Here is a 15,746-nt window from a genome sequence, read left to right as displayed (position 1 = left end):
CGGCGTCCGATCCGAGCTTTGCGAGGGAGTCAGAAGTGGGCGATCGTCCGGTCGACAGCGAAACGACGTCGAGCGACCAGTCACCCGATCGTCCGGTGGTCCAGCGTCCCGACGCCGTCCCGACCCAGGGCAGTCTCGGCGACATCGCCCCGGGCCTCTTCCCGGACGACACGGTGCCCGACGAGCTCGTCGGCTACCGGGTGCCGAGCGCCTGCCAGATCGCCGGGATCACCTACCGCCAGCTCGACTACTGGGCCCGCACCTCGCTGGTCGTCCCGTCGATCCGTGGAGCGGCTGGTTCCGGAAGCCAGCGCCTGTACTCGTTCAAGGACATCCTCGTCCTCAAGATCGTCAAGCGTCTGCTCGACACCGGGATCTCCCTGCAGAACATCCGCGTCGCCGTCGACCACCTCCGTCAGCGCGGTGTCGAGGACCTCGCGAAGATCACCCTGTTCTCGGACGGTACGACCGTGTACGAGTGCACCTCGGCCGAAGAGGTCGTCGACCTCCTGCAAGGCGGGCAGGGCGTGTTCGGCATCGCCGTCAGCGGCGCGATGCGCGAACTCACCGGCACCATCGCCGACTTCCCCGGCGAGCGGGCCGACGGCGGTGTCAGTGAGACCGCACCCGAGGACGAACTCGCTGCGCGACGCAAGAACCGCGCCCGTCGCACCGGGTAGTCGAGACTCCGCGTAGACTGGCCCCGCGTCGCTACGCTGCGGGAGAGCGCCGTCGGATACTCATCGCCGGCGGCCGCCGAAGGAGCAACACCTCTCCGTCAAACTCTCAGGCACCCAGGACCGCGGTGGTGACGACGTCTCTGGAAAGTGACGATCCGTCGTCCGCCCACGGTGAAAGGCGGTCGCGCAGAGTTGCGCGGCGCCGAATCTCTCAGGCGTCACATCGGCTGTGGCCGAAGACATGACAGAGGGGGAGGGTCAACAGCCGGTCCGTGTACCGGCGCCTGCGAGAGGTTGCCCGCCACCGTGTCCACCACTGAAGCGACCCCGTCCGACGCCCCAGAAGGATCTAGCCCAGACGGATCCGGCCCGGACCCCACACGGGCCGCTCCCCAGGTGTCGGCCGCCTTCGTCGACCGCCATGTCGGTCCGGACGCCGACGAGACCCGCCGGATGCTCGAGGCGATCGGCGCGGCTTCCCTCGATGATCTGGCGCACCGTGTCATACCCGCCGTCATCGCCGACGAACTCGATTCCGACGTCCTGGGGGCGCTGCCCGAACCGCTGAGCGAGAGTGCGGTCCTCGCACAACTCGGTGACCTCGCAGCCCGTAACACCGTGGCCCGGTCGATGATCGGGCTCGGCTACTACGGAACCCACACGCCCGGCGTCATCCTGCGCAACGTGCTGGAGAACCCCGCCTGGTACACCGCGTACACGCCATATCAGCCGGAGATCAGCCAGGGACGTCTCGAGGCGCTGCTGAACTTCCAGACCATGGTCGCCGACCTCACCGGCATGGAGGTGGCCAATGCCTCCATGCTCGACGAGGCCACCGCGGCCGCCGAGGCGATGACGCTGATGCGTCGCGCGGGCAAGTCGAAGTCGAACCGCGTGATCGTCGACGCGGACCTGTTCCCGCAGACGCGTGCCGTCCTCGACACGCGCGCCGAGCCCCTGGGCATCGAGGTCGTCGAGGCCTCGTTGCACCCCGATCTGCCCGGATGCGGACTGCCGGACGGCGATTTCTTCGGCGTGATCCTCCAGGTGCCCGGCGCATCGGGTCGCATCGTCGACGCCACCGCGATCGTCGACGCCGCGCACGAGCGCGGCGCTCTCGTCGCGGCCGGTGCCGATCTCCTGGCGATGACACTGGTCACGCCGCCCGGCGAGCAGGGAGCCGACGTCTGCTTCGGCACGACGCAACGCTTCGGTGTGCCGATGGGCTTCGGCGGACCGCACGCGGGTTACCTCGCCGTCGGGTCGAAGCACGCCCGACAGCTTCCCGGGCGGCTCGTCGGCATCTCCAAGGATGCCGACGGCAACCTGGCCTACCGACTCGCGCTGCAGACCCGCGAACAGCACATCCGCCGGGAGAAGGCCACGAGCAACATCTGCACCGCGCAAGTGCTGCTGGCGGTGATGGCCGCCATGTACGCCTCGTACCACGGGGCGGACGGCCTGCGTGCCATCGCACGACGCACCCACGACGCAGCGGCCCGGATCGCCGACTCGATCGCCGCGGGCGGGTTCTCGGTGGCACACGCGAACTTCTTCGACACCGTCGAGGTGCACGCACCCGGTCAGGCCGACACGATCCTCGCCCGCGCCCGCCACGACGGGATCAACCTGCGACGCGTCGACGCCGACACCATCGGCATCGCCTGTGACGAGACGACGACCGACGCCGACATCGATGCCGTCCTGCGGGCCTTCGACGTCGCCGGCGTCACCCCGCGGGCACTCGCGCAGCCGATCGAGAATCGCACCAGCGAGTACCTGACCCACCCGGCGTTCAACCGGTATCGCACCGAGACCGCGATGCTGCGTTACCTGCGGGCCCTGTCGGACAAGGACATCGCGCTCGACCGCAGCATGATCCCGCTCGGGTCGTGCACGATGAAACTCAACGCCACCACCGAGATGGAACCCATCACGTGGCCCGGCTTCGCCCAGCTGCACCCCTTCGCCCCGGCCGACGACACCGGGGGAATCCGCGAGCTGATCACCACGCTCGAGGGCTGGCTCGTGGCGGTCACCGGTTACGACCGCGTCAGCCTCCAGCCCAATGCGGGTTCACAGGGGGAGTTCGCGGGACTGCTCGCGATCCGCGGCTACCACCTCAGCCGCGGCGACGTCGACCGGGATGTCTGCCTCATCCCGTCGAGCGCCCACGGCACCAATGCCGCGTCGGCGGTCATGGCCGGGATGCGCGTCGTGGTGGTCGGGTGCCGCGAGAACGGCGACGTCGACCTCGACGATCTGCGCGCCAAGATCGCCGCGAACGAAGGCCGGGTAGCGGCGATCATGATCACGTACCCGTCGACGCACGGCGTCTTCGAGCACGACGTCCGCGACGTCTGCGGCGCCGTGCACGACGCCGGCGGCCAGGTCTACGTGGACGGCGCCAACCTCAACGCGCTTGTCGGTGTCGCGCGGCCGGGTCATTTCGGCGGTGACGTCAGCCATCTCAACCTGCACAAGACGTTCTGCATCCCGCACGGCGGCGGCGGGCCCGGCGTCGGACCCGTCGCGGTCCGGGAGCATCTGGCCCCGTTCCTCCCCGGACACCCGCTCGCCGACGAGCTGCCCGGGTCGGCCACGATCGCCGCGGCCCCGTATGGCTCGGCGGCGATCCTGCCGATCACCTATGCCTACATCGCGATGATGGGCGCGGACGGTCTCCGGCGGGCGACGCTCACGGCGATCACCGCCGCCAACTACGTCGCCAAGCGGCTCGGTGAGCACTATCCGGTGCTCTACACCGGCGAGGACGGCTTCGTCGCCCACGAGTGCATCCTCGACCTCCGGGCCATCACCAAGGCCACCGGCGTCACCGTCGACGACGTGGCGAAACGACTCGCCGACTACGGATTTCACGCGCCGACCATGAGTTTCCCGGTGGCCGGCACGCTGATGGTGGAGCCCACCGAGAGCGAGAACCTCGACGAGATCGACGCGTTCTGCGATGCGATGATCGCCATCCGCGGCGAGATCGAACTCGTCGGACGAGGGGAGTGGCCCGCCGAGGACAATCCGCTCCGCGGCGCCCCGCACACGGCCGAGTCGCTCGTCGGCGAGTGGGATCACCCGTACTCGCGGGAACTCGCTGTCTACCCGCAGGGACTGCCGTCCGCAGGTGGCCGGGCGAAGGTGTGGCCCGCCGTCCGGCGGATCGACGGGGTGTACGGCGACCGCAACCTGGTGTGCAGCTGCCCGCCGATCGAGGCCTACAGCAGCTGACTTCTTCATCGTCTTAAGCTCCTCACCTGTTCGTTGAGCAGGTGAGGAGCGTAGCGACGAGCCGTGTCGAAGCGACCCGTCCTCGCGAGCTCTAACCCCCCGCGCTTCCCGACGGCACCGAGGGCGGCGTGGAGCTCGCCGGAACGCTGGCCGGCCCGTAGACGAGCCGGTTGATGGCGACGATCGCGCCGTTCTCGGGTGTCGGCATCGGATCGGGCGTGCGCGGGAACGTCACGGTCGGGGTCGGGGAGGGCATCGGGGCGTCGCCGCGGAAACCGAGCTCGGTCAGCAACTGCAACTGCTCGGGCTCCGAGGCGAACTGGATGAACTCGGCGACGGCATCGGCTGCCGACTCGGAGACCTCGGGACCCGACATCCGGATGACGGGGTAGTCGGCGATCGGAGTCGGACCCGACGGGATGAGTTCGGCCAGGCGTGCGCGGTCGTCCTCGCGGGTCATCTGGAACAGGCGTTGCTCGGTGATGGGCACGACGTGGATCTCCGCTCGGGCCGCGTCCGGTGCGTCGGCGATGGCCGTTGCCGCGCCCTGGGGTGTCCCGTCCGGGGAGAGCGGCGCGCCCTCCAGCATGGCGCGGACACTCGAACTGACCCGCGGCGACTCGGCGTCGGCGGTGGTCAGCGGTCCGGTGGTCCGGGTGACGCGTGTCGCGACCGCCTGGGCGGCCAACGCGCTGGCGTCGGATTGTGCGCCGATCGGCATCGCCATGCGCAACGATCCCCAACCCTGGAGTCCGAAGTCGGCGAGTGAGTTGTCGCGGCGCTGCAGGGTGGGGATCTGTGACCAGTCGAGGCGGCCGGCCAGGGAGCTGTTGAGCTCAGGGGACACCGCCAGCACGACCGGCGTCGAGACCAGTGATCGGGTGTTGCCCTCGATCGCATCGGGTTTCGCCGCCGCCAGATCTGCCGACCACACCGACGACTGCGGCACCCAGGCGGCCGGGTACGCGCCCATTGACTCGGTGTCCCAAGACCCCGACAGACCGTCGAGGGTGATCTTCGCGTCGCCCGGCCGGACGTCGACACTGACGCATTTGTCGCGCACGACGGGGTTCGTCTCGCCGAAGTTGCGGGCGACGGCCGCCAGTCCCGGCGCGATATCCGGATCGGCGACGATCGGTACCGACTCACGACCCTCGACGCACTGCGCGGCGGCCTCCTCGGCCTGGCGATCGATCTGATCGCCGAGGTCCTGCCAGATGACGACGACGGCCGCGACGAGCAGGATCGACAAGAGTGCGGCGACGACACCTCGGCTCACGCCGCGGCTTCGGATGCTCTCCCCGCCGCTACTCCGGTGATGTGCCAACGCCGATGCCCTCCCTGCTCAGTGCGTCCCTCGCCCGGTCGGCCGTGGCGAGCCGGTGCGCAGTGCAGGGTACGACGATACGCCGTGCCGATCCTCGGCGGTTCGGCACGGTCGTATCGCCTACGTGGAACCCGGTGCTCAGCCGGCCGGGTTGGCTGCCTTGTACTCGCGGCGGCGGCGGTGCAGGATCGGCTCGGTGTAGCCGCTCGGCTGCGTCGTGCCCTCGAGGATCAACTCCTTGGCCGCCTGGAAGGCGATGTTGGAGTCGAAGTCCGGCGCCAGCGGGCGGTAGGTCGGGTCACCGGCGTTCTGCCGGTCGACGACCGGGGCCATCCGCTCGAGGGATGCGACGACATCGGACTCCGCCACGATGCCGTGGCGCAGCCAGTTCGCCAGCAGCTGGCTCGAGATCCGAAGCGTCGCACGGTCTTCCATGAGAGCGACGTCGTGGATGTCGGGGACCTTGGAGCAGCCGACACCCTGGTCGATCCATCGCACCACGTAACCCAGGATGGACTGGCAGTTGTTGTCGAGTTCCTGCTGCTTCTCCTCGTCGGACCAGTCCGTCTTCGGCGCGAGCGGGATGGTGAGGACGTCCTCGACCCGGGCGGGATCGCGCTTGGCGATCTCGTCCTGGCGCTCGAAGACGTCGACGAGGTGGTAGTGCAGCGCGTGCAGGGTCGCGGCCGTCGGCGAGGGGACCCACGCGGTCGTGGCGCCGGCCTTCGGGTGCCCGATCTTCTGCTCGAGCATGTCGGCCATCAGGTCGGGCATGGCCCACATGCCCTTTCCGATCTGCGCCTTGTGCTGCAGGCCCGCGTGCAGACCGGTGTCGACGTTGAAGTTCTCGTACGCGCCGATCCAGGTCTGCTGCTTCATCTCGGCCTTGCGGACCATCGGCCCGGCCTCCATGGACGTGTGGATCTCGTCGCCGGTGCGGTCGAGGAAGCCAGTGTTGATGAAGACGACGCGTTCCTGTGCCGCCTTGATGCAGGCCTTCAGGTTCACCGTCGTGCGGCGCTCCTCGTCCATGATCCCGACCTTGAGCGTGTTCTCGGGCAGGCCGAGGACCTTCTCCACGCGGCCGAACAGTTCGACGGTGAAGGCGACCTCGTCGGGGCCGTGCATCTTCGGCTTCACGATGTAGACCGATCCGGCCCGCGAGTTCTGTAGACCCTCTGCTTGCGATCCATTCGGCCCGCTCGCTTCGCTCCCGGCGCCGCTCAAACCGTGGATGCCGATCAGTGACGTGATCAGACCGTCGAGGATGCCCTCGGGGACCTCGTTGCCGTCGGCGTCGAGAATCGCGTCGTTGGTCATCAGGTGGCCCACGTTGCGGACGAACAGCAGCGAACGCCCGTGCAGGTCGAAGGTGGTGCCGTCCGGCGCGGTGTACTCGCGGTTGCCGTTGAGCACGCGCGTGAAGGTCTTGCCGCCCTTGGTGACCTCTTCGGACAGGTCGCCCTTGTTGAGGCCCAGCCAGTTCCGGTACCCGACGACCTTGTCCTCGGCGTCGACCGCGGCGACCGAGTCCTCGAAGTCCATGATCGTGGTGATCGCGGATTCGACGACGACGTCCTTGATGCCGGCCGGGTCGGTGGAACCGATGGGCGAGGACGGATCGATCTCGATGTCGAGGTGAAGGCCATTGTTGCGCAGCAGGATCGAGGTCGGCGAAGCCGCGTCGCCGCGGTAGCCGACGAACGCGGTCGGGTCGGCCAGGGTGGAGGTCTTGTCGCCGTCGAGCGTCACCTGCAGCGAGCCGTCGGTGACGGCGAACGCCCGCACATCGGTGTAGCTGCACTGTTCGAGCGGCACGGCCTGGTCGAGGAAGTCCTTGGCGTAGGCGATGACCTTGTCACCGCGCACCTTGTTGTACGACGAACCCTTCTCCGCGCCGTCGGCCTCGGAGATCGCGTCGGTGCCGTAGAGCGCGTCGTACAGCGAACCCCAGCGGGCGTTCGAGGCATTCAGCGCGAACCGCGCGTTGAGGATCGGGACCACGAGCTGCGGGCCCGCGGTGTCGGCGATCTCGCGGTCGACGTTCGACGTGGTGATCTGGAAGTCGGCGGGGACCTCAGCGAGGTAGCCGATCTCGGTCAGGAACGACTTGTAGGAGTCGAAGTCGGCGCTGCCGGGGGTGAGGTCGGCGTCCTTGTGATCGCGGTGCCAGGCGTCGAGCTTGGTCTGCAGGTCGTCGCGGACGGCGAGCAGTTCACGGTTGCGCGGGGCGAGATCGGCGATGACCGACGCCGCACCGGCCCAGAAGGCGTCCGCATCTACACCGGTACCGGGCAACGCCTCGTTGTTGATGAAGTCGTGCAGGACGGTAGCGACCTGCAACCCGTTGACGGTGATCCGGTCAGACATGGCAGCCTTTCTCGAGCGAATGACGACGCATACATGCTACTCGTCGGTAACGGCGGACGGCAGGCGCCTCCCGCCGGGCACGGTCGCGAGGTCCGCGAGCTCCGTACAGATGGTGAGCAACCGCGTCCGCAGGGTCATTCCCCGTTCGGCGATCGCCGACTGCTCGCGCACGTAGTCGGCCCTGCCGGCGGCTGTCTCGATGCGGACCGGCTCGTAACCGAGGTCGCTGAGATCGTAGGGACTGGCGCGCATGTCGAGGTCGCGGGCTCGGAGTGCCAGCGCGAAGCAGTCGAGCGTCAGGTCCGACGGCACGAGTGGCGCGAGGGTGAAGCAGTACCGGTAGAGGTCCATCGTCGCGTGCAGGCAACCCGGTTGTTCGTGCGCGATCTGCGACACACGGCTCAGCGTGGTGTCGTTGCGCGAACGCGCCGGGTCGGTGAAGAACCGGAAGGCGTCGAAGTGGGTGCACCGCAGCGGCATGGACTCGACGACCGCGTCGGTGCCCGCGGACCCCAATCGCAGCGGCAGGTCGTGCCGGGTGTCGTCGGTGCGGTAGACCATCGCCCACTCGTGCAGGCCGAAACAGCCGAGCCGAGCGGGTCGTCGGGCGGTGGCGCCGAGCATGTCCACGGCGGCGGCGAGCGCTTCGCCACGGTGCCGGAGATAGGCGTCGCTGACGCTCACACCGGCGGCGGTCTGCTCGTAGCCACGCAGGCCGAGGAACTCGTCGCCGTCCTCGATCGTCACACCGAACCCGGGATGCCAGCGCAGCACGTGCGCCGGACGTGACGAGTAGTAGGTGAACAAGAAGTCGATCACCGGGTGACGGGCGCCGCGACGCCGGGCGTCGAGGTAGGGGCCGATCAGCTCCTCCACCGCCTGCCGATGGGCGTCGCGGCGTGCTCGCCACTCGTCGGCGTCCAGGACCTGCGCCGCCAGGCCGTGATCCGGATGTTCCAGCTGCGCGGTCATCGTGGTCACACCCGGTGTGTCTCGTCGCGGACGTTGCCGACGAACTCCTCCACCAGATCGGCGAGCGGGACGATGCCGATGGTGCGGCCGCTGTCGTCGACCACCGCGCCGAGATGCGAACTGGTCCGCCGCAGCACTCCGGTGGCCTCGTCGAGGGGCGTCGTCGAATCGATGACCGGCAGCGGCCGGATCTTGTCGACGCCGATGATGGTGTCCGATCCGACGTGCTCGTCGAGGATCTCGTCGAGCACGTCCTTGAGGTGCAGATAGCCGGTGAAGGTGCCGTCGGGTCCGCGGACGGGGAACCGGGAGAACCCCGTCTCGCCGACCGCTTTTTCCACGGCACCCAGCGTCGGTCCGATACCGCCGGAACCGGACACCTGCACACCGACACTGCGCATCTGGTCCAGCGGGATCATCACCTCCGACACCGTGCGGCCGATGGACTGCAGGGCGCGGGTCAGTCGTTCGTGCTCCTCGGCGTCGATGAGGCCTTCCTGCTTGGACTCGCCGACCATCTCGGCCAGCTCGCCCAGCGACACCGTGGACTCGAGTTCGTCCTTCGGTTCCACCCGGAGGAGCCGCAGCGAGATGTTCGCCAGCCAGTTGTAGAACGCGATCAACGGCCGGACCAGTCGGATGAACATCAGATGTGCCGGCACGAGGAGCATCGCGGACGACTCCGGGCCGGCCAGCGCGATGTTCTTCGGCACCATCTCACCCAGCAGGATGTGCAGCACCACGACCAGCGACAGCGCGATGGCGAACGAGATCGGGTGGAGAAGGGCATCGGGAACGTGCGCCAGGTGCAGCGGCGCCTCGATGAGATGCGCGACCGCGGGCTCGCCGACCCGGCCGAGCAGGATCGAACAGATCGTGATGCCGAGTTGCGCACCGGCCAGCATCAGCGACAGCCGTTCGCCGGCGTAGATGACGGTTCGCGCACGGCTCTTGCCGCTCTCGGCGAGGGCTTCGAGGCGGTCGCGTCGAGCCGAGATCAGGGAGAACTCGGCACCCACGAAGAACGCGTTGCCGGCCAGGAGGACGACGGTCAGCCCGACCGCCCACAGATCACCGCCCATGCGGGTCCTCCTGGATGTTCGACGGTTCGCCGTTTCGTTCGGCAGCGGTGGAGAGGTCTCGATCCGCGTGAGCCGGCCGGACCTGATCCGTGGGAGCCGGCCGGATCGCGACCACGTCGACCCGGCGTCCGTCCATCTGGGTGACGGTCGCACGCCAGGTGACGTCCGGGCCGCGGTCGGGCGACTGGGCGGTGTCGTCGTCGGTCTCGCCGACGGCCGAGCGTCGTGGGAGGTCCACCTCGTCGTCGACGGTGGGAATGCGGCCCAGGCAGTACATGACGAGTCCACCCAGCGTGTCGTAGGGCCCTTCGGGGGCGTGGTAGCCGACGGCGTCGTACAGCTCGTCGATGCGCAGCAGTCCGGCACAGAGGTAACCGTTGCCGTCGACCGCGACGTCGGCGCGTTCGTCGTCGTGTTCGTCGGTGACGTCGCCGAGGATCTCCTCGATGAGGTCTTCGGTGGTGACGATGCCGGCGGTCCCGCCGTATTCGTCGATCACGACGCACAGCTCCATCCCGTCGGCGCGGATGCGTTCCATCAGCGCGTCACCGTCGAGGCTGGCCGGCACACGTGGCACCGGCCGGGCGATCGAGGTGACCGAGGTGGTGGCCTGTCGCTCGGGCGGAACGGTGAAGGCCTGTTTGATGTGCACGACCCCGACGAGGTCGTCGAGGTCGCCGTCGATGACGACCGGGAAACGGGAATGCCCGGTGCGCGACGACGCCATGACGAGGTCGCGGACCGAGTCGGCGCGGTCGAGACAATCGATCGTCACGCGGGGGGTCATCAGGTCCTCGGCGGTGAGTTCGCCGAAGCGCAGCGAGCGGTCGACTAGGGTCGCCGTCTGCTGGTCGAGGGCACCGCGACGTGCCGAGTTACGGACGAGCGAGACGAGTTCCTGGGGCGACCGCGCGGACGCCAGCTCGTCGGTCGGTTCGATGCCGAGACGCCGGACGATCCAGTTCGCCGTGCCGTTCAATCCGGTGATCGCCCAGCGGAAGACCGAGGAGAACACGGTCATCGGGCCGGCGGTGGCCCGCGCCACCGCGAGCGGCTTGGCGATCGCGAGGTTCTTCGGGATGAGCTCGCCGAGCACCATCGACAGGGAGGTCGCGATCACCAGCGCGAGAATGAGCGAGGTCGCCGAGGCCACCGACTCGCCGACGCCGAGTGCGGTCAGCGGCGGCCGGAGGATCCGGGCGAGGACCGGTTCGGCGATGTAGCCGGTGATGAGGGTCGTGATCGTGATGCCCAGCTGCGCGCCCGACAGCTGGAACGACAGGGTGGAGTGCGCGCGCTGGACCATCCGAGAACGACGGTCCGCGCGATCGGCCACGTCGGCGGTGATCGTCGACCGCTCCAGCGCGGTGAGGGAGAACTCGGCCGCCACGAACAGCGCCGTCCCGAGCGTCAGCGCGATGAATCCGACGAGACTCGCGACCAGGAGCAGGATCTCCACGTCACCACCCGCCCGGCAGGGGCCGTCCTTCGGCGAAGCCGGCGGGCGACTGGATGCCGAGCACCACCTTGTCGTGGAGCTCGCGCAGGTTGCGGGCGCCGGTATAGGTCGCCGTACTGCGGACGCCCGCGCAGATGTGGTCGATGACGTCCTCGACGCCGGGCCGCTCCGGATCCAGACGGATCCGTGAACTCGAGATGCCCTCTTCGAACAGGCTCTTGCGGGCCAGGTCGTAGGTGCTGTCGCCGCTCGAGCGGGCCGCGACCGCCCGCTTCGAAGCCATGCCGAAACTCACCTTGTACGGGCCCCGCTCGTCCACGAGCAGGTCGCCCGGTGACTCGTGGGTCCCGGCGAACCACGAGCCGACCATCACGTTCGACGCCCCGGCGGCCAGTGCGAGCGCGACATCGCGCGGGTGTCGGACACCGCCGTCGGCCCAGACCGCTGCACCATGTCCCGCGGCGACTGCGGCGCATTCGGCGACCGCCGAGAATTGGGGGCGCCCGACGCCGGTCATCATGCGGGTGGTGCACATCGCGCCCGGCCCGACACCCACCTTGATGATCGACGCGCCGGCGTCGATGAGGTCGAGAGTGCCCTCGGCCGACACGACATTGCCGGCCGCGATCGGGACGCCGAGGTCGGCGTCGGCGACCGCGGACAGCGCGGTGAGCATCTTCTCCTGATGGCCGTGCGCGGTGTCGATCACCAGTAGATCCGCTCCCGCGGCGACCAACGCACGAGCCTTGCCCACGACGTCGCCGTTGATGCCGACGGCCGCCGCGATCCGCAGGGCGCCGGCGGAGTCGAGGTTCGGCGTGTAGATCGCATGACGCAGGGCACCGACGCGGTTGAGCACCCCGGCGAGCCGGCCGTCGGGTTCGACGAGCACGGCCAGGCCCAGGTGTAGGTCACCAAGCGCGTCGAAGACCTCGCGGGGCGGGGTGTCGACGGGCAGCGTCACGATGTCGGGGTCGGCGATCTCGCGGACCCGGGCGAACCGGTCGACGTCGCGGCACCGTCTCTCGGTCACGACACCCACCGGCCGGCCGTCTTCGACCACGACGGCCGCGCCGTGGGAACGCTTCGGGATCAACGCGACAGCATCGGTGACCGACGCGTCCGGGTCGAGGGTGACGGGTGTGTCGGCCACCAGGTGCCGTGACTTCACGAACGCGATGGACGCGGCGGCCGCCTCGATGGGCAGGTCCTGGGGGAGGACCACGAGCCCACCGCGGCGGGCCACCGTCTCGGCCATGCGCTTGCCCGCCACCGCCGTCATGTTCGCCACGACCAGCGGGATCGTGGTACCGCTGCCGTCCGACGTCGACAGGTCGACGTCGAAGCGCGAGCTGACGTCCGATCTGCCCGGGACGATGAACAGATCGTCGTACGTCAGATCGTGTGTCGGCCGGTGGCCTTCGATGAATCGCACGGGGCTTCGTGGGCTCCTATTCGGTCACTTCCGAGCGGTCACCGCTCCACAGCGTGTGGAACGTGCCCTCCTTGTCGATGCGCTGGTAGGTGTGCGCGCCGAAGTAGTCGCGCAGGCCCTGGGTGAGCGCGGCCGGCAGGCGTTCGGCTCGCAGACCGTCGTAGTACGACAGCGACGACGCGAACGCCGGCACGGGGATACCGAGGAGCGTCGCGGTCGAAACCACCCGGCGCCAACTGTCGATGCCGACCTCGACGGCTTCGCGGAAGTACGGCGCGAGAAGCAGGCTCGGAAGGGCGGGGTCGTCGTGGTAGGCCTCACGAATGCGGTTGAGGAACTGTGCCCGGATGATGCAGCCGCCGCGCCAGATGGTGGCCAGCGCTCCGCGGTCGACGTCCCAGCCGTACTCGGCGCTGCCGGCGGCGATCTGATCGAAGCCCTGGGCGTAGGCGACGACCTTGGAGGCGTAGAGGGCGGTCTTGATGTCGTTGACGAAGGTCTCGCGGTCGGCGGGGGCCGAGCCGAGGTTGCCCGACGACAGGCCGCGCGCGGCGACGCGCTGATCGGTGGCGCTCGACAGGGCGCGGGCGAACACGGCCTCGGCGATACCGGTCGTCGGGATGCCCAGGTCGAGTGCGGACTTCACGGTCCAGCGACCGGTGCCCTTCTGACCCGCGGCGTCGACGATGACGTCGACCAGCGGCTTGCCGGTCTCGTCGTCGACCTGGCTGAGGACCTCCGCGGTGATCTCGATCAGGTAGCTCTCGAGTTCGGTGGTGTTCCAGTCACGGAAGACGTCGGCGATCTCCGAGACCGGCATGTCCAGGGCCTTGCGCATGAGGTCGTAGGCCTCGCCGATGAGCTGCATGTCGGCGTACTCGATGCCGTTGTGCACCATCTTGACGAAGTGGCCGCTGCCGTCGGGCCCGATGTGGGTGCAGCACGGCTCGCCGTCGACCTGGGCGGCGATCGACTCGAGGAGGGGCCCGAGCGACTCGTAGGACTCGGCGGGTCCGCCCGGCATGATCGACGGGCCGTTGAGCGCGCCCTCTTCGCCGCCGGAGATGCCCGCGCCGACGAAGTTGAGTCCGCGGGCCGACATCGCGGCCTCGCGCCGGATGGTGTCGGTGTAGAGGGCGTTGCCGCCGTCGATGATGATGTCGCCCGGCTCCATCGCGTCGGCGAGTTCCTCGATGACCGCGTCGGTCGCGTCGCCCGCCTTCACCATGATGAGGACCCGGCGCGGACGCTCGAGTGCGGCCACGAACTCGGCCACCGTCTCGGTGCGGATGAAGTTGCCGTCGCCGCCGTGGTTTTCGAGCAGCGCGTCGGTCTTGGCGATGCTGCGGTTGTGCAGCGCGACCGTGTACCCGTGACGGGCGAAGTTGCGTGCGATGTTCGAACCCATGACGGCCAGGCCGGTGACACCGATCTGGGCCTTCGCGGAGGAGGACGATGCGTCGACATTGTTCATGCGGACAGCCTATTGCCTCTGTGTCCGAAGCGGCGATCTACCTCCACGTGTGACGGCGGTCCGATACCGCCGGGGGACAGGAGTCGTCAGAACGCCGACATGAGTCGGTTGAGCTCGGTCAGCCACGGGATCGCGACCGCGAGGGTCGGCAGGACCAGGATCGCGGCGGCGGCGATGTAGGCGCCGGCCGCGAGAACGCGTGCGGGACGGTCGTCGCGGAGGCGGTGGACGCGCGTTAGGGTCGTCGGCCCGCCGACCGCCATCGCCCCGCGGGGAGCCACCGCGTCGGCGCAGGCGACCAGTGCGCGACCCAGTGTCGTCGGGGTGGTCGCGCGGACGGCCTGGTCGTCGGCCAGTGCCTCGACGAGGAGTTCGGCCGCGCCGAGCGCGGAACTGCTGCGCACGAACCGGGGGAACGCCTCGTGCAGTGCGATGAAGGCCTCGAGCACGAGGTCGTGCCGGGCACGTAGGTGGGCGCGCTCGTGCGCGATGACGGCGACCAGTTCGTCCCGGGTGAGGCGATGTACGACGCCTTCGCTGACCACAACACGCTGGCGGAGGCCGGGCAGGCAGTAGGCGAGCGGCTGCTCGACGTCGATCATGCGGACGTCGCGGGCGTAGAGCGGGTCGTCGGCGTCGTCGGTCCGGTCACAGCGGTCGAGGATGTCGATGAGCTGGCGGTGGGCCTTGCGCCGAGCGCGGGTGCGCAGGCCGACGCGGATCACGGTGTAGAACAGCCGCGCGCCGACGAACAGGGTCAGGACGAAGACCCCGACGCAGAGGAGCCACAGCGGCCAGCCGAGGCGTTCGATCTCACGGACCGGGTGGGTCGTCGGGGTGCCGTCGGGACCGATCACGAGGATGTTCGCCGCGATCGCCAGGCCACAGCTGAACGCCGACAGCACGGCGGCCAGGGCAATGGCCTGCCACAGCGTCATCGCCGCGCGTGGTGCTCGGATCGGCCAGCGGGCCCGGGACAGTGCCTCGGGTACGGGTCCGGCGAGCACCAGGCTGACGATGCCGAAGAGCAAGGCGGTCATCTGGTGATTCCTCAGGGTGGGCTGCGAGTGGTGGTGCCGCGAATCTAGCCGGTGTCGCTCGTTCCGCGGGCGGCTTCGAGTTCATCGAGTGCGGAACGGAGGGCGGCCGCCTCGTCGGCGCCCACGCGACCGACGAAGGACACCAGCGCCGCGTGTCGGGAGCCGGGGGCGGCGGCCTCACTGAGCGCGTCGACCATGAGACTGGCGACCAGGTCCTCGCGGGGATGGGTGGCGACGTATTTATGCGCCCGGTCGTCGCGGATCTGCGTCACCAGGTTCTTCTTCGCCAGTCGCTGCAGGACCGTCATGACGGTCGTGTACGCGAGGGAACGGTCCCGGGACAGTGCGGCGTGTACCTGCCGCACGGTCTGCGGGGTCGAACTCTCCCACAACGTGTCCATCACAGCGCGTTCGAGGTCGCCCAGGCCATTCATCTTTCGCATTTTACTGCTGTGCCTCCGTTTGTGGGTCCGCTGGATACCCAGTTGTTGCGTGCCGGTGTGCCGAGCGACGCTCGCGCGGGCCGGCACGCCGTTGACGTGGCCGTTTCTGCGGCGCTTGACACGTTGGTAAGGCTAGCCTACATTAAGTGTCACGTCGGACCGCGCGAGAGTCCTGAGGGCTGCAGAGACCCCCGGTCCACGGCACGGAAGGCCCCGCATCT

11 protein-coding genes and 1 riboswitch are annotated in these 15,746 nt (G+C 69.0%); of the genes, 2 read left to right on the top strand and 9 right to left on the bottom strand.

Annotated features, from left to right (window positions below; all coding sequences use genetic code 11):
- Positions 1 to 35: 35 nt before the first annotated feature.
- Positions 36 to 680: a MerR family transcriptional regulator gene (locus tag M4D77_RS08445; protein WP_068972441.1), complete on the top strand. Its 645-nt coding sequence runs from the start codon at positions 36 to 38 to the stop codon at positions 678 to 680.
- Positions 681 to 709: 29 nt separating this feature from the next.
- A riboswitch (glycine riboswitch) is annotated at positions 710 to 813 on the top strand.
- Between the two features lie 173 nt (positions 814 to 986).
- Positions 987 to 3,923 (top strand): aminomethyl-transferring glycine dehydrogenase, encoded by a 2,937-nt coding sequence (gcvP, locus tag M4D77_RS08440; protein ID WP_396266553.1) that lies wholly within the window; start codon positions 987 to 989, stop codon positions 3,921 to 3,923.
- Positions 3,924 to 4,014: 91 nt separating this feature from the next.
- Here the strand turns inward: gcvP and M4D77_RS08435 are convergent, their stop codons facing one another.
- From M4D77_RS08435 to M4D77_RS08395, 9 genes are all read right to left on the bottom strand, one after another.
- Entirely contained in the window at positions 4,015 to 5,250 is a 1,236-nt protein-coding gene (locus tag M4D77_RS08435) for a substrate-binding domain-containing protein (RefSeq protein WP_259936006.1), read from the bottom strand.
- A gap of 138 nt (positions 5,251 to 5,388) precedes the next feature.
- On the bottom strand, positions 5,389 to 7,620 hold the full coding sequence (locus M4D77_RS08430; RefSeq protein ID WP_259936005.1) for a malate synthase G: 2,232 nt from the start codon (positions 7,618 to 7,620) through the stop codon (positions 5,389 to 5,391).
- Between the two features lie 36 nt (positions 7,621 to 7,656).
- Positions 7,657 to 8,601 carry a 3-methyladenine DNA glycosylase gene (locus M4D77_RS08425; RefSeq protein ID WP_396266552.1) on the bottom strand — a complete coding sequence of 315 codons (945 nt, stop codon included), beginning with the start codon at positions 8,599 to 8,601 and terminating at the stop codon, positions 7,657 to 7,659.
- On the bottom strand, positions 8,598 to 9,674 hold the full coding sequence (locus tag M4D77_RS08420; protein ID WP_065629844.1) for a hemolysin family protein: 1,077 nt from the start codon (positions 9,672 to 9,674) through the stop codon (positions 8,598 to 8,600). Before M4D77_RS08420 ends, M4D77_RS08425 begins: the two co-directional genes overlap by 4 nt.
- The gene (locus M4D77_RS08415; protein WP_259936004.1) at positions 9,664 to 11,133 is read right to left on the bottom strand and encodes a hemolysin family protein; all 1,470 of its coding nucleotides are present in this window, start codon (positions 11,131 to 11,133) and stop codon (positions 9,664 to 9,666) included. Before M4D77_RS08415 ends, M4D77_RS08420 begins: the two co-directional genes overlap by 11 nt.
- 1 nt (position 11,134) lies before the next feature.
- On the bottom strand, positions 11,135 to 12,568 hold the full coding sequence (locus tag M4D77_RS08410) for a GuaB1 family IMP dehydrogenase-related protein (protein WP_259936003.1): 1,434 nt from the start codon (positions 12,566 to 12,568) through the stop codon (positions 11,135 to 11,137).
- A 16-nt stretch (positions 12,569 to 12,584) separates the two neighbouring features.
- Positions 12,585 to 14,042, bottom strand: coding sequence for an NADP-dependent phosphogluconate dehydrogenase (gene gndA / locus M4D77_RS08405; RefSeq protein WP_065629847.1), 1,458 nt, complete (start codon positions 14,040 to 14,042; stop codon positions 12,585 to 12,587).
- Positions 14,043 to 14,128: 86 nt separating this feature from the next.
- Complete coding sequence (locus M4D77_RS08400) at positions 14,129 to 15,082, bottom strand: M56 family metallopeptidase (protein WP_226513433.1); 954 nt, start codon at positions 15,080 to 15,082, stop codon at positions 14,129 to 14,131.
- A 44-nt stretch (positions 15,083 to 15,126) separates the two neighbouring features.
- Entirely contained in the window at positions 15,127 to 15,525 is a 399-nt protein-coding gene (locus M4D77_RS08395; RefSeq protein ID WP_159370929.1) for a BlaI/MecI/CopY family transcriptional regulator, read from the bottom strand.
- Positions 15,526 to 15,746: the final 221 nt, after the last annotated feature.

The sequence above is a fragment of the Gordonia sp. p3-SID1431 genome (assembly GCF_025143765.1).
GTDB classification, from domain to species: Bacteria; Actinomycetota; Actinomycetes; order Mycobacteriales; family Mycobacteriaceae; genus Gordonia; species Gordonia hongkongensis.
Note: the sequence above shows the minus strand (reverse complement) of the source record. Positions and strands in the feature narration are given on the sequence as shown.

Coding starts and splice junctions, on each gene's coding strand:
- gndA (WP_065629847.1), bottom strand. CDS start 14,042: ATGAACAATGTCGACGCATCGTCCTCCTCCGCGAAGGCCCAGATCGGT.
- M4D77_RS08420 (WP_065629844.1), bottom strand. CDS start 9,674: ATGGGCGGTGATCTGTGGGCGGTCGGGCTGACCGTCGTCCTCCTGGCC.
- M4D77_RS08400 (WP_226513433.1), bottom strand. CDS start 15,082: ATGACCGCCTTGCTCTTCGGCATCGTCAGCCTGGTGCTCGCCGGACCC.
- M4D77_RS08430 (WP_259936005.1), bottom strand. CDS start 7,620: ATGTCTGACCGGATCACCGTCAACGGGTTGCAGGTCGCTACCGTCCTG.
- M4D77_RS08395 (WP_159370929.1), bottom strand. CDS start 15,525: ATGCGAAAGATGAATGGCCTGGGCGACCTCGAACGCGCTGTGATGGAC.